The sequence below is a fragment of the Actinophytocola sp. genome (genome assembly GCF_036002505.1).
In the GTDB taxonomy this organism is placed as follows: Bacteria; Actinomycetota; Actinomycetes; order Mycobacteriales; family Pseudonocardiaceae; genus DASYTH01.
In genome coordinates this window covers 1-14,157 of sequence record NZ_DASYTH010000494.1, presented here as the reverse complement: position 1 = coordinate 14,157, position 14,157 = coordinate 1, and the positions used below count along the sequence as shown (strand labels likewise).

Here is a 14,157-nt window from a genome sequence, read left to right as displayed (position 1 = left end):
GGTCAGGCGGACGATCGGTGCCGAGCTTGGTGCGTTGGTCTCCACGACGCTTCTCCCTCTTCTAAAAACTATTCCTTCGTATGCTAGAAACGTAGGCGGCGGAGCTTCTAAAGTCAATGCGTTTGTGTTTTACACTGGGGTCATGGTTACCCGCCCGAAGCCCGATCGCATCGCTGCCCTGGCCGCCCTCGACGACCCGATCCGCCGAGCCGTGTTCGACCTCGTGGCGCACAGCGCGACGCCGGTCAGCCGGGACGCGGCGGCCGAGGCTTTGGGTACCAGTCGGCGGGTGGCCGCCTTCCACCTGGATCGGCTCGCCGACCAGGGTCTGCTCGCGGTCGAGTACCGCCGGCCACCGGGGCGCTCTGGTCCCGGCGCCGGCCGCCCGGCCAAGCTGTACCGACGGATCGAGGACGAGATTGCCGTGTCGGTACCGCCGCGGCACTACGAGCTCGTCGGCGAGTTGCTCGCCACGGCCGTGGCCGAGTCGATCGACACCGGGGCTGCCGTGCAAGAGGTCCTCGACCGAACCGCCTACCAGGCCGGCCGGACCACCGGCGCGGCCGCCGGCACCCTTCTCGCCGCGTTGGAGGACGCCGGCTACGAACCACACGGCGACGATCCCGACGGCGCGCTGATCCTGCGCAACTGCCCGTTCCACCGGCTCGCCCGACAGTTCACCGCACTCGTCTGCGGGGTGAACCTGCAGCTGCTGCGCGGCGTCGCCGACGGCACCGGCGACGCCACCCGCACCGTGATACTCGACCCGAGCCCGGGCCGCTGCTGCGTGCGGCTGCAGCCGCCAGCACATTGACATCGCAACTCACCGCAATCGGCAGTGACACCGGACCGCCGCGTCCGAGCGCACGCCACCCGGCGTGTGCCCAACCCGGGGAACGTTCATGGACGACGCACTCCCCTGGATCGGGGGAGGTTCGCACCCGCCGTACCGCGGCTGTGCGCGGTACGGACCGGCGCGGACCAACGCTGCGCGGCGCGGCGTTGACAAGGCACACAGAACCGCACGTGCGGCAGGTTCCGTAGCCGGCCCAGCGGGATGTCCTTACCGCATGCTTCGCAGACACCGTAGGTTCCCTGCGACATGCGGTGCAGGGCCTGCGTCGCGTTCGCGACACCCTGCCGGGCTGCCGCGACGAGTGCGTCGACGAGGTCATCGCCGTGGCCGGTGGAATGGGGCGGTGCACCGCAGAGGGTGAGTTGGGTCAGGCAGTTGGTGTGGGTCTGTAATCGCTCCTCGAGCATGGAACGCAGCAACTCGGTGGGGCGGTGCACGGTCGTGGTCACGGGGTTTCCTTTCGCCCTCGGCTTATGGGGTACAGGCGTCGCGCGGCTGCCGCGGCGGGGTCGCGGGCTACGGCCATGGCAGCGAGGCCGGCACCGCTGAGCGCGGCGGCCCGTGGCGATGCCGCGGACCGCACCCGGATGCGCAGGGTCGTAGCGATCTGCAAGCTCAGGTCGGGCTTCATGGCGCCATCGCCGACCACAACGAGGCCGCGGGTCAACGCCGCCGGAACCGCGGCCGGCGCCACAGGGTCGTGGCGTAGTTCGTTGATCATCCGGGTGGTGGCGTGGGCGACGAGGTCGGTGGGGGCGCCGCGCGCGCGGTCGCGGGTGCCGATGCCCGCCCGGCGGGCGACCTTCACCCTGCCGTGGTCCAGGACCGCCACCTCGGTCAGTTCGGCGCCGATGTCGGCGATGAGCAGACCGCCTGCGGCGGCCCCGGCTCCGATGGCCGCCGCTCGCACGGTGTCGATGAACAGCACCCGCGAGGGCGCGAACACACCGGCCACGACCCGACGGATCGCGTCCTGCTCCGCCATGGTGGCCAGCACCGGCCGGCAAACGACCACGACGGAGCCGGGCGGGATGGGGTCGCTGTACCGGCGGGTCAGCTGGGACAACACGACGATGCACCCGGACCCGGCCACGACGCGTCCACGGCGCACCAGCGAACCCGCCGTGCCGAAGGTGTCGCCGGTCGGGCAGCTCACGCTGCCGCGGCCCGCCACCCACACCTGCGTACGCCCGCTGCCGAGGTTGACGGCTATCGCCGTGGGCAGGATCGGTGCGCCCGGCCGGGCCTCGATGGGCGGCCCGGCCGGCGGACCGCTCGAGGGTGGCTGGCCGGAGACCACCGTGGTGGGCACGAACATGCCGACCTCATTTCGCAGGGTTCGGATGCCACGGTCACGCCATCACTCGACCGCGTGCGAGAAACCGTAAAGCTGCTACACCTGGCAGCCGGCGCACCAGCGTGCCGTCGGTGCAGCCTGCATGCGTTCGGCGGCGATCATGCAGCCGCACCGTTCGCATACGCCGTAGGTGCCCGAGGCCATGCGACGCAGGGCGGCTCGGATGTCATCGACGGCATGTCGAGCCGCGGCCAGGCGAGTCCGGGCCAATTCCTGTGACGCGCCGGCGTCCAGGACTCCGGTCAAGGCAGGGGCGATGCACCGCGCGAACGCCTGATGTAGCTCGTGCACCGTCAGATCCCAGGTGAGCGCTACGGCATCGGGCGGCATCTCGGCGAAGACGCCTGGCAATGCCTCCGACGCTTCTGGGCGCGTCGGCGTCGCAATGGTGGTCGTCTGGCCCGACCAGGCACACGTGACGTCCACGGCGGGATTGAAGGTTGCCGCTCGAGCCGTCATACCGCCTCCTCCCGCGTGGGACCGCTATAGCGCAAGCGTGCGCGTCTCGTCGAGGCGCGACAGGAGGCGACATCGGTCGAAGTGCCGGCCTTTACCTTTCCGGCGCTCGGCAAGTAATGGCGGCAAGGAGACGTTGCCGGAGACTGCGCTACCTAAGCCGGCGGAGCGGCACCGAGGAGAGGATGGGTGTGACGCCGACGCGATTACCACCGGTTCACAAGCCCGCTGTGGCGTTGGGCCGAACGTGCAGCCGCGCGGCGCTGGTGGAGACGCAGCAAGCCGTGGGTGTGGCGATGATCGGCAATCGCCATCCGGCCGTGCTGACGCCTCTGCACCACTGGCCGGTTGCGGCGGGAGAAGACCGGATCCACGCGTCAACGCAGAACGAACGATTCCGCGGACGGCTTGACTCCGTACCGGTGGGCGCGCTGGTCACCTGACCCAGGCGATCTGCTGTCCGGGCACGCTCAGGGCGATGCCGTTGAGCTGCGCAGCGAAGTGGACGCTGCCACGTTCGGTAGCGGCATCATGAGTCTATCGCGGTGTCGGGGTCGACCATCCGTCGGGCGGCTGAAGCCGGTGAGCCACAGACCGGCGCTCACGCCGGCGACACTCAAGCCGACGACAGCGATCGCTGGGCTGGCCATCAACACCGCGAGGCCCATGGTCAGTGCGGCCACCATGGGGCAGACGCGCGCGGTCATGCCGCACCACGTGTATACGGCGCGCACCGCGGCGACGCTTGTGCCGCGCCTGATGTATGCGGTGCCTGGCGTCACCGCAGTCGTGCGGGAGTTGGCCGGTGACTCCAGTAGTCCGCAGGCCGACGGCCCTACGTCCACGGCCGTATCAGCCCAGCATGAACGTGACTCCGTAGATGGCTGGTGTATTGCCCGGCGCAGCCTCGATCACGCCGGGCGCCCGAGCTATCCGCCAGCGCCACTGCCGACCCGCGACCGGCAGGGACCAGCAAATCGACGTGGCGCTGTTGGGGCGGCCCCAGCAGTCCCACACCAAGAATCGATGTAGTCACACCCATTCTGTGCATCCTCACCAGCTCGCGCCTCGTTGGCACACTGATCGTCGGCTCAGGTGTGGGGCAGGCGAAGCCACGTTCTCCCTGCCAGCTGGCCCGCTGTTGACCCTGTTGCCGAGAGCCATGTCGCCCACACCGGCATTGTGCGTTGCCTGACTTGCCCATTAGGCTGCCGGTGTCCGGCAACCGACAAGCCGCAGCGTCGCTTGCACCTTATCGGTAGTGACGTCCGTCATGGAAGGCTGGTGGACCCCGCCGCTGATGGGCGGGTCTCGCCACTAGCGGACGACGACAGCGCTGGCGGACGGACGGCTCGGGGAACGAGGCGCGCGTGAATAACGGGACGCGGCGGCAACGCAAAGACCAGGTACCGGCGACGGACCCGGACAGCTGGCTCACCGAGGTGGCCGAAGGAGCCAGCCGAGACGCTGGCAACGTCCCGGTGGAACTCCTGGGCGATTACCTGCCACTGTTGGCTGATGCTGCGATCACCGGACGCAAACCGAAGCGCGCAGAGCTCGACGCTGTGGGCATCCTGGGACGTCGGGCTGCGGAGCAGGGGATCTCGGCAGGACGAGCGGTCCAGCTGTACCTATCCGCGGCGCGGCGGCTGTGGCAAGACCTACCGATGGTGGTCCGCAGCCGTGACCGCGAGGCCGTGCGCGCCGCTGCGACTGCCGTGCTGCAGGTGATCGACGACGCCGTCGCGACCCTCGCTGAGGGGTATGCGGTCGCCCGACGCAACCTCGTGCGCAGGGAAGAGACCCTGCGTCGCGAACTCGTCGATGACCTGCTTCGCGGGGACTCGGACCTGGGCGCCGTGGTGGACAGAGCTGAGCCGTTCGGGCTCGACCTGGCCCGCGTCCATCAGGTTGCGCTGGCCGCACCCAGTCGGCGGCTGCCCGATACCGACGCGGCGATCACTGCGCTGGAGGCAGTCATTTTCGACAGACTAGGCGACCGTGACGTTCTCGTCGCGACCAAGGATGGCCTGTTGGTGGTCTTGGCGCCGGCCGATGCCGCTAGCGCGGGTCCAGCCGACTCGGACGCCCGCAACGATCTTGGGCGGCTGATGCACGGCGAACTGCGCCGGTTGGCCCGCGGCCGGCCGTGGCAGATCGCCGTCGGCCGGGCGCACCCGGGGCTGTACGGCATCGCTCGTTCCTATGAGGAGGCTCGGGAGGCGTTGACCATGGCACGGCGGCTGCGGGTGGACACCCCAGTGGTCAGGGCACGCGACTTGCTGATCTATCGTGTGCTGCTTCGCGATCAGCCAGCCATAGTGGAATTGGTGCACGCCGTACTCAGTCCGCTTACTCAAGCCCGAGGCGGGGCCGAACCGCTGTTGGCGACCCTGCAGGCCTATTTCGACACTGGCGAGGTGGCCACCGAGTCGGCAAAGCGAATACACGTGTCGGTGCGGACCATCACCTATCGGCTTCAGCGTATCAAGATGTTGACCGGCTACGATCCCACCGACCCGGCTCATCGCTTCACCCTGCAGGCAGCGGTGCTCGGGGCCCGGGCGCTGAACTGGCCACAACAGCCACTACCGACACCCGGCTAGACGGGCGTCGTTCGGGTAACCGGAGGCTCCACGACGGCCAGCAGACGCGTTGGTCGTCGCCGGCGCGCCCGATCACCATTTGGCCGGTCGGTCGCTGGCGGAAAGGAACGCCTACCCCAAGCTCGACGATGTCACCGTTGACATCGCCGGCTTCCGCCTCGGGGCTCACAGGCAGCCCTGTAGGTGCCGAGAATGTCATCCGGGCAGCTCAGGCGGCGTGTTGGTATTCGTGGAGAATGCCGCCGAGTCGATCGCGGCGTCGGATATCGAGGTGGTCGAGTCGGTGCCGTTCGGTCATCTGCTGGGGGAGCGGGCGTAGGGGTGCGGCGGCGCGGAGTGTGCGGTGCGGCCGGTGCTCGTTGTAGAAGGTCTCGTACTCGCAGAGCGCATGGAGAAGATTCGCCTGGTTGATGATCAGCGTTCGGTCGAGGAGTTCGGCTCGGCATGAGCGCACCCACCGCTCCATGATCGCGTTCATGCGCGGCACGCGGATGCCGGTCTTCACGATGGCGATGCCCTCGGTGTGGAAGACGGCGTCGAAGGCCGCGGTGTACCGGCTGTCCCGATCGCGGATCAGGTACTTCACCCTGGTCCCGGCGTCGTGGAGGTCCATGACCAGGTTGCGGGCCAGTTGGGTGGTCCAGGTCGCGGTGGGATGCGCGGTGGCGCCGAGGACGCGGACGCGGCGGGTGGCGTGCTCGATGACGACGAAGACGTAGAGGCGGGCACCAGTCAGGGTCCGGGTTTCGAGGAAGTCGGCGGCGAGGATCGCGTGCGCTTGGCTGCGCAGGAAGGCGGCCCACGTCTGGTGCTCACGTTCGGGGGCGGGCTCGATCCCGTTGGCGTGGAGGATCTCCCAGACCGTCGAAGCAGCGACCTGGATGCCGAGGGCGACCAGTTCCCCGTGGATGCGTCTGTAACCCCAGCTCGGGTTCTCCCGAGCCAAGCGCAGCACCAGGACCCTGATGCTGTGAACGGTGGGCGGCCGGCCCGGCCGGTTCGGGCGGGACGCCTGCGCGTGCCGGTGGCGCAGCACGTTGCGGTGCCAGCGGAGGACGGTGTCCGGTGCGACGATCAGGTGCAGCTGCCGCAGCATTGGCCGGGGCAGTCGGTGCAGGAGGTCGGCGAGGAGTGCCCGCTCCGGCGGAGCGACGCGGGGTCTGTCGATCTGACGCTGCAGGACGGCGAGCTGGTGGCGCAGCGCCAGGATCTCGACGTCCTTGTCCGTATCGCTCATCGGCAGCAGCCGCATGAAGCCGAACACGTTCGTCAGCGCCAGGTAGGACAGTCGCCGCAGCACGATCGCTCATCCTGGCCTACCGCGCCTCCCGGTCCGCGGGCGGCCAGCGCCGCTGCCTTCGGGCGTCACCCAGTGGGATCGACTCCGGATCAGAGCCGGCGTCGAGCAGCCGCCGGTCCTCACGGTCGTCGGCCGTATCCGACCATCGCTGGTCACAGCGCATGGATGATGTTTTCGGCACCCACACTGCCCGGCTGCACACCATCAAACGCATCGCCGAGGCCGCACTCCGCGACGACCCGCTCGGTTGTCAGGCCGGGTAGGACGAAGCCCGGGATTCCGACCAAGCATGACGTCTGTCTCGTTTGTGCGTCGCGGTCACCGGCGTTCCGAGCAAAACCGGGCGACTCGGGAACCAGCGGCAGGCGGGATCTTGACCGCATGAGCGCCGGCCATTCCCCGGGGAGGGGGAAGGGCCGGCGCTCATGCTCTTATGTGCTGCCGGGCGGCTGGTGGCCGGCCGGCAGATCCCGGCGAAATCCGGTTAGCCGGCCGGCTTCGGTGCGCGGCGGCTGGGTGGCGGGGTGCCTGATGCCCGCAGGGCGTCGTCCGGTGTCGCCGCCGGGCAGGCGTTGCCCGTGCTGCTCGGGCGGACGACGGTCGTCCGGGGTAGGACTCACGGTAAGACTAAGCGCTACGGATCGGCGTGGCGTTACACCCTTCCGGATCTGGCCCATTGTCGGCGGCTGCGGTCCGGTTCGGTCACTGCTTGCCCGGCTTGCCGTAGCCCGGCGCTGGAGGGCAGTCGCAACGCGCATCGGTAGGCACCTGGCCGGCGAAACCGACATCGCTGCCGCCAAACTTCACCACGTCTGCTACACCACACGATCGCTCAACATCCTTGGCTCCGAAGTGCCGGCACGGAGCCGTGACGGGGGGCGGGGCTGGGACGGACTCTGTATGCCCGTATCACTCGTCGGTCAATGGTGGGCGACCACAACCGTCGCGGCGCCAGACAAGATCAAAGATCGGCGTGTATGCGGTGAGGTTCAGCCAGTAGAAGGCGTCGTCGCGGGTGACCTGTCGGCGCGCAGCGGATCCTAATGTGGAAACGAGGCCGTCTCGTTGCTTCGTGGGCAGAGCTGCGCCGGCCGCGATGGGCACCCGGAGTTCTTTGGAGGGCTGCGACAGTTTGGTCGCTGCTCTTTGGGTCGCTATGCCAGCGGGAAGTGGCGATTCCTGCGCGCTAGCGTCGGCCGGTCGAAGTGGCGGAGCAGGCTGTTCAGTATGTCGATCTCCTTTGCCGACAGGGTGACCGAGCCTGGCCGGTGTCCAGCGTCATGATCATCACCAACCAGGCGTCCTGTCGCAACGACAACGAGCCGGTCCGCCGAACCCTCGCCGGCGCAACCGTTCCGCGCGAGTGGTGGACCGTTAGGACGATCCTGGAAGGGCTCTTGCGCCATCGCCGACCGGGACCCAGGGCGCCTGATCCGACGCCACGGTCGCGAACCGGTCCGCTACGCCTTCGTCGACGCCACCCGCGTCTGTCGGGAGTGGCGCGAGCGGCAGTGGAGGGGCAAGTCGTTCCAGCGCCGCATGGACATCTTCCGCGGCATCACGCCGAACGCCCGCCTCGACAGCGCCGAGGCCGACGCGGCCGCTTACCCGGAAATCGTTGCGCTCACCCAGCTGCTGGTCACTCCCTACTGGCGCCACCAGGCGATGGTCGACAACCTCACCCACGCCTATTCGAGCGACGCCGCGTGGCGGCACCTCCGCGAGGAGATCACCGCCGGTCGGCGGCACTGGGACGACATCCCCGACCCGATCCGCGTCGCCGCCGCCGGGCTGCTGCGGGAAGGACCCGCGCTCGCCCGGTTCATCACGGAGGTCCGCCGCGCGGTCGAGCCAGACTACCGGTGGAACCCCTGGCCCTACTACCGGCGCTTCGACCCACTCGTCCGCTCGTTGATGGACGAACTTGAAATCCACCGACGTCGAGGGACTGGGCCGCTACCGCAACCTCGAACCGGAGATGCTCGACTCCGCCGAAATCGCACGGTGACGATGAGCGGCCTCGCCATATCGGCGGCTGACAGTACCGGACGCCGCTGTCGTGCACCGCGTGGCACCTCCCGCACCCCCGGCTCACGTGCTCGCGGCATTCGGCGCCACGGGCATCCCTGTCCTGCAGTCTGGTGGGCAAGGGCGGACATGGCGGGTCGGCGACCTGATCCTCAAGCCCTGTGACCACCCTGCGGAGGGGGTCTGGACCGTCGAGGTACTGTCCACGCTGACGCCGTCGGCGCGGTTTCGGGTGGCCGCGCCGGTCGCTGCCCGCGAGGGCGGGTGGGTCGTGTCGGGATGGCAGGCGTGGCACGCGGTCACCGGCGAGCCGGACATCACGCGCTGCGTTGAGGTGCTCGACGTCGCTGATGCGTTCCACCAGGCCATCGCCGGACTCCCACGCCCCGCGTTTCTGGGCACCCGCGACGACCCGTGGACCTACGCCGACCGTGTCGCCTGGGAAGAACTCCCGGTCAACCCGCACGGGGCCATGGCCGAATTGCTGCAGCGGCTGACGGTTGCCCGGCGCCCGGTCGACCTGCCCGCTCAACCGGTGCACGGCGACCTGCTCGGCAACGTGCTGTTCGCCGAGGACCAGCCGCCGGCGGTCATCGACTGGCCGGTCTACTTCCGACCCGTCCTCTGGGGCACAGTGCGTCGCGGTGGTCGACGCGCTCACCTGGTTCGGCGCGCCCGAGGAATTGGTTGGTCCACGCAGCGACCGCCACGGCTGGGGCCAGATGCTCATCCGCGCGCTGATCTACCGCATCGCCACCAACGAAGGCTGCCGGCAGATCCGCTGGCTGGTGCGGGAACGCCCCGAGAACTACCAGCCCTTCGTGGACCTGGTGCTGCGACACCTGTCCTAGCAGACCCGGTTTCGAGCCCATATTCGTTGGACAGCGCGCATGGCGGGTCACGATTGTTGGCCCTATGCGACAGGAGGAGATCTGGGACGCCGACACCGCACAGGGCTACGACACCCCGGGCACCGGCATGTTCGCGCCCGAGGTCCTGGGGCCGACCGTGGACCGCCTCGCCGAACTCGCCGGTGACGGACCGGTACTGGAGTTCGCCATCGGAACCGGCCGGGTAGCAGTCCCGCTCACCGAACGAGGAGTACCGGTCACCGGCATCGAGCTCTCGCGTCCGATGATCGATCAACTGCGCACGAAGGCCGACGAGACGATGATCCCGGTGATCGTCGGCGACATGGCAACCGCCACCGCTCCGGGGAAGTACGGGCTCGTCTATCTCGTCTACAACACGATCTCGAACCTGCTCACCCAGGCCGAGCAGGTCGCGTGCTTCCGCAACGCCACCCGCCACTTGGTACCCGGCGGCCGGTTCGTCATCGAACTCTGGGTACCTGAGCTGCGCAAGCTCCCACCCGGCCAACATGCGGTGGTCTTTCAAGCCCAGCCCGGCTACATCGGCCTAGACACCTACGACCTCCTGCGGCAGCACGTCGTATCGCACCACTTCTGGTTCGACGAGAGCCGACAGGCGCGCTTGTTCCGCAGCCCACACCGCTACATCTGGCCGGCCGAACTGGATCTCATGGCGCAATTGGCCGGCTTCGAACTGGAGACCAGGCACGCGGACTGGACCGGCGCCGAATTCACCGCCGAGTCGCGGTCCCACGTCTCCGTCTACCGCATCCCGCCTGACCACTGAGCTCGGGGCATCCCCATCAGCGAAGCCAGATCGTCAACTGTTGCGCACTTTCAACCGGACTGCCGCGAGAGACCTGGTCAGCAGCGCAGATCCACCCGGACACCAGCTCATCCCGATGTCCAGCTCAATCTGTGCTCGTCCAGCTCAGACCCCCACACCCGGGAGCAGATTCACTTGGACGGAAAGTGGCCTTCAGGTCGCCTGTTCCCCGAGAACGTGCCGCAGCAGGAGCAACCCGTCCTGACGACCGACGCGCAGCTCCGCCAGATCTAGCGGCGCCGACCCCGTCCAGGTGCCGGGGCCCCTACTCGGCCACGGCTCGCTAGAGTCCACCGCCCGCTACTTCAACCCTCGGGAAATGCATCAGACGAGCGAGAATCCGCTGGTCACCTGCTGGGGCTACAGGGTGCCGCTTCCATGTTTCCCGGGCCAAAAGCTCTTCGTGTTTCGCGCGCCGGACCCCGACCGGGCGTCCTCAACTCGGCAGAAGTGCTCGCCTCATCGTGGTTGTGTGCATTGGACCATGGCTGGACGCCGTCCACATAGGGTGCACGCGGCAGCCGCACCGAACGTCCGCGCCATTTCGGACCACGACAACACGCCATTCGGCCACGGCACCGTGTTGACCACTGGACGGCCGGCTGAACACCACCGCGGTGCATCGCAAGCAGCGGCCACGACCTGCCGCCTTTCGGCAGCCGTCGGGTTCAGCAGCGGTGTCGCGGCACCAGCGAACGTGCCGGCCGCCAATGGCCGCTGCCTATATGCCCTGTTGAACCCCGTCCGAGTGTCGGCCCGTACTGCATGGCATGAGGACGTTCGTCACTCCCGTTCACGCCGCCCACCCACTGAGGAAACGCCGGCTCCTGTGGCTCGGCGGTGGCACCGCGGTCATGGTGGCAGCCGGTCTGGCCGTTCTCACGGTGCCGGTACCCGGTCTCGAGGGTTACCTTGACCGCCAGGCGATCGAGCGGGTCCGCACGCAGGTGGCGTGCCCCGGCGTCCTCCGTCGGCCGCCCACCGTCGCGGTCAGCGGACGGCTCGCCTCTCAGGTGCTGCGCGGGAAGTTGTCGGATGTGCGGGTGTCGGTGCCCGATGTCACGCTCAACGGCGTGCCGCATGCGGCGTTCGAGGGCACCCTGCGCGGCGTCACCCAGCCCGCGCCGGACCGCACGCACGCGCAGACCATGACCGCGGCCATCACCGTCGGCTTCGCCAACCTCCCGGCACCGGCTGGAACGACCTACCGCCGCACCGCTGACGGCGGGCTCACCGTCTCGGTCGCGGTGCCCGCCGAAGATGCGGCGAACGTCAAGGCCAAGCTCTATCTGAAGATGCGGCTGCAGGGCGAGACGGTGCGCTCGGTGCCGCAACAGCTGCGGATCTTCGGGCGTACTGTGCCGGCCGCGCAGGTGGCCGAACTGACCGGCGGCGTACGCACGCAGAAGCTGCCGCCCCTGCCGCCCGGCGTGACCTACACATCGGTGACGCCGCAGCGAGACGGCCTGCACGTCGCCCTATCCGGGGTGGCGACCACCGCCCTGAGCACACTGCCCACCGAGGTCGGCGGCCGGACCGTCTCGTACACCGCGGAGAACGGCCTGCTTGGCATCAAGACCAGCGCGATCGGCGTGCCACTGACGATCTTCACGGCGCCCCGCCTCGGCGGGAGCCGGCTGACCCTGGCTCCGCAGAGCGTGCGGATCCTCGGCGCCGACCGGAAGACCTCCGACCCGCTCGCCCGCCTCGTGCTCACCCAGATCGACGAGAAGGACCTGGCCCGTCCGCTGCCGGCCCTGCCGTCCGGAGTGCGCTACCGGTCGGCCGCGGTTGACGCGAGTGGCATCAAGGTCGCGCTCGGCGGCGTGACGGTCCGGCCGTTCTCCACGCTGCCACAGCCCGAGGGCCGGCCGACCACGTTCGGCGCGGAGAACGGCCTGCTCACCGCCACGGCGAGCGGCGGACCCGACAAGGCGACGCCGATCGTGCTGCACGCCCAGCCGCGGATCCGCGGCACCGTCCTAGACATCGCGCCCGACCAGATCGAGATGTTCGGTGCCCGCTTCCCCGCGGCGAACGTCCTGGCCGAGGTGAATGCCCAGCAGACCACGTTCCCTTTGCAGAAGCTGTCGACCGGCCTGGGTTACCGCAGCGTCGAGGTCCTCGACCAGGGCCTGCGGATCCGGCTGGACGGCCGGGACGTCACGATGGCACGCGGCTCACTCACCGGAGGCACCTGCTGACCCGATCGACAGAATGACACGGATCGACACCGCCCACTCACGCACCGAGAGTGAACCAAGCTCAGTGGGGACGCGTGGTCGGCTCCGCGCCTCATCGAGGCATGAGAGTGATCCTGATCCCGGTTGGGTTTTGGGATTCATGACGTTCGGCATCAATAGCACACTGCTCGGACGGAGGCGGTCACAGTGTGGGTTTGCGGCGTCGGCCCGTAGCACCGCGCAGTCTTGGTGGTCGGGCGCTTGCCGTGGGAGGTAGACGGCTGAGTGTGGGTGTTCTGTGTCGCCGGGGTGCGGTGTTTGCCGTGCCGCGGCCGCGGAGTGGAGCGCCGAACAACGCGAACGGCCGGGCCACAGTCGGGCTATTCCGAACCGCCCGTGTTGAGGTCGCCGAGCGGTGGCCGGGGTGCTGAGCGCCATGATCGTCGCCGCCGCCAACGCCTGAGTCCTGCTCGTCGAGCTGGTCCGCGACGAGCAGGACAGCCTGGACGGCGAGATCACCACCCGGCTTGAGGAACCGGACCGCTGGGTCATCGAACTCGCGCTCGTGATCACCGCGACCGCCGGCGCCTGCTCCACCGGCATTCAGCGATGGCATCGGCTCGGCGAGGAGGTCCTTGCCCACGTCGCTGCGGTCCGGCAGCACGTCGGTCGCGAATGGCGGGGCGACCGCCGGATACGCCCCTGACCGGGCTTGGCGATGGCAAATCCGAAGAGCATCCCATCCCAGCGAACCGGGTTGTGACGGCGTGTCAATCCGCGACGGAGGCGAAAGCGCCCGGGATAATGGGCCATAGGAAAGAGGCCCCTTCCATGTATGAGATGGAAGGGGCCTCTCGGCCCCAGCGGCGCCAACGGTCCGATCGCTCGGCCCGCGAATCCGCGGAGCACGCCACCATCACCCGGCAGAGCCTCGGCGAACCCCGGTCGACTCGGTGCCCGCCTCCCGGAAAGGCGCCTTTCCAGGGCGGCTCGCCAGTTAGGCAAACCCTGTCGCGAACTCTGGGCTCCGGGCACTCGCTTTCGCGAACTCCCGGTCCTGGTGCTCGCTGACCCTGAGGTTTCCCTCCGAGCCGGGTCACCGTCTCTGGTGGCGCGAGAGATTTCTAGCGCCGCCGGAAGGCCTGCGCAAGAGCTAGAGGGCGCATGTTCAAGATTCTTTTGGGATGGCTCAGATCATCCACAGAACCAGCCACGTTACCCCCAGGCCGAGGCGTGTTGTCCACCAGTTGTCCACCGGTTCATCCACAGGCGCGCGCACCGACGAGGTCGCGGGCCGGCCAGCACCGAGCTGAACAGTACCGGGCCGGCCTGGGACTGGCCGCGCTGGGCGTCTACGTCCGCGGTCACTTCGCCCGGGTGCGCGTGGCGAACTTGGGATCAATCTAGCGGGACCAACAGCACCTCCGCGCTCACATCGGCCTCACTGGAAGTCCATACATGGACAGCGCGGGCCTGGGGCTTACGACCTCCACTTACAGTCACTGAAGGTGACCAACTTGCGCGCTCGGACGGCGGCAGATCCGATGCGCCGCGAGGCGCCTTGTTGTATCCCCGGTGCAGCCGGGAGGAACTCGGAGGGAGGTTCCTGGGTCTGATGGCTGACCTGGATCCGAAAGGTGAAGGGGACAAGAGCATGCCAGGAAAGCAGTGGC

The 14,157-nt window shown here is 68.6% G+C and carries 13 protein-coding genes; 7 read left to right on the top strand and 6 right to left on the bottom strand.

Going from position 1 to position 14,157, the window contains the following annotated elements:
- Positions 1-142 precede the first annotated feature (142 nt).
- The gene (locus tag VGR06_RS43550; RefSeq protein ID WP_327565146.1) at positions 143-814 is read left to right on the top strand and encodes a helix-turn-helix transcriptional regulator; all 672 of its coding nucleotides are present in this window, start codon (positions 143-145) and stop codon (positions 812-814) included.
- A gap of 86 nt (positions 815-900) precedes the next feature.
- On the opposite strand, the gene VGR06_RS43545 is transcribed toward VGR06_RS43550, so the two are convergent.
- From VGR06_RS43545 to VGR06_RS43535, 3 genes are all read right to left on the bottom strand, one after another.
- Positions 901-1,305, bottom strand: coding sequence for a TraR/DksA family transcriptional regulator (locus tag VGR06_RS43545; protein ID WP_327565145.1), 405 nt, complete (start codon positions 1,303-1,305; stop codon positions 901-903).
- Positions 1,302-2,174 carry a rod shape-determining protein gene (locus tag VGR06_RS43540; RefSeq protein WP_327565144.1) on the bottom strand — a complete coding sequence of 291 codons (873 nt, stop codon included), beginning with the start codon at positions 2,172-2,174 and terminating at the stop codon, positions 1,302-1,304. The genes VGR06_RS43545 and VGR06_RS43540 overlap by 4 nt, the downstream gene beginning before the upstream one ends.
- A 75-nt stretch (positions 2,175-2,249) precedes the next feature.
- Entirely contained in the window at positions 2,250-2,672 is a 423-nt protein-coding gene (locus tag VGR06_RS43535) for a TraR/DksA family transcriptional regulator (protein WP_327565143.1), read from the bottom strand.
- A gap of 182 nt (positions 2,673-2,854) precedes the next feature.
- Between VGR06_RS43535 and VGR06_RS43530 the strand changes: the two genes are divergently transcribed.
- On the top strand, positions 2,855-3,112 hold the full coding sequence (locus VGR06_RS43530; RefSeq protein ID WP_327565142.1) for a hypothetical protein: 258 nt from the start codon (positions 2,855-2,857) through the stop codon (positions 3,110-3,112).
- A gap of 27 nt (positions 3,113-3,139) precedes the next feature.
- Here the strand turns inward: VGR06_RS43530 and VGR06_RS43525 are convergent, their stop codons facing one another.
- A complete protein-coding gene (locus VGR06_RS43525) occupies positions 3,140-3,376 on the bottom strand; it encodes a hypothetical protein (RefSeq protein WP_327565141.1) in 237 nt (78 codons plus the stop codon).
- 663 nt (positions 3,377-4,039) lie between these two features.
- Here VGR06_RS43525 and VGR06_RS43520 point away from each other — a divergent pair.
- A complete protein-coding gene (locus VGR06_RS43520; RefSeq protein ID WP_327565140.1) occupies positions 4,040-5,275 on the top strand; it encodes a PucR family transcriptional regulator in 1,236 nt (411 codons plus the stop codon).
- Between the two features lie 208 nt (positions 5,276-5,483).
- Here VGR06_RS43520 and VGR06_RS43515 read toward each other — a convergent pair whose 3' ends face one another.
- Together VGR06_RS43515 and VGR06_RS43510 are read right to left on the bottom strand one after the other, a co-directional pair.
- The gene (locus tag VGR06_RS43515; protein ID WP_327565139.1) at positions 5,484-6,575 is read right to left on the bottom strand and encodes an integrase core domain-containing protein; all 1,092 of its coding nucleotides are present in this window, start codon (positions 6,573-6,575) and stop codon (positions 5,484-5,486) included.
- 909 nt (positions 6,576-7,484) lie between these two features.
- Positions 7,485-7,679: a hypothetical protein gene (locus tag VGR06_RS43510; RefSeq protein WP_327565138.1), complete on the bottom strand. Its 195-nt coding sequence runs from the start codon at positions 7,677-7,679 to the stop codon at positions 7,485-7,487.
- Positions 7,680-8,114: 435 nt separating this feature from the next.
- On the opposite strand from VGR06_RS43510, the gene VGR06_RS43505 reads away from it, so the two are divergent.
- The 4 genes from VGR06_RS43505 (at position 8,115) to VGR06_RS43490 (ending at position 12,505) form a co-directional block, all read left to right on the top strand.
- Positions 8,115-8,768 carry a hypothetical protein gene (locus VGR06_RS43505; RefSeq protein ID WP_327565137.1) on the top strand — a complete coding sequence of 218 codons (654 nt, stop codon included), beginning with the start codon at positions 8,115-8,117 and terminating at the stop codon, positions 8,766-8,768.
- 479 nt (positions 8,769-9,247) lie between these two features.
- Complete coding sequence (locus VGR06_RS43500) at positions 9,248-9,454, top strand: hypothetical protein (RefSeq protein ID WP_327565136.1); 207 nt, start codon at positions 9,248-9,250, stop codon at positions 9,452-9,454.
- Between the two features lie 64 nt (positions 9,455-9,518).
- The gene (locus VGR06_RS43495; RefSeq protein ID WP_327565135.1) at positions 9,519-10,262 is read left to right on the top strand and encodes a class I SAM-dependent methyltransferase; all 744 of its coding nucleotides are present in this window, start codon (positions 9,519-9,521) and stop codon (positions 10,260-10,262) included.
- Positions 10,263-11,071: 809 nt separating this feature from the next.
- Complete coding sequence (locus VGR06_RS43490; RefSeq protein WP_327565134.1) at positions 11,072-12,505, top strand: LmeA family phospholipid-binding protein; 1,434 nt, start codon at positions 11,072-11,074, stop codon at positions 12,503-12,505.
- Positions 12,506-14,157 lie beyond the last annotated feature (1,652 nt).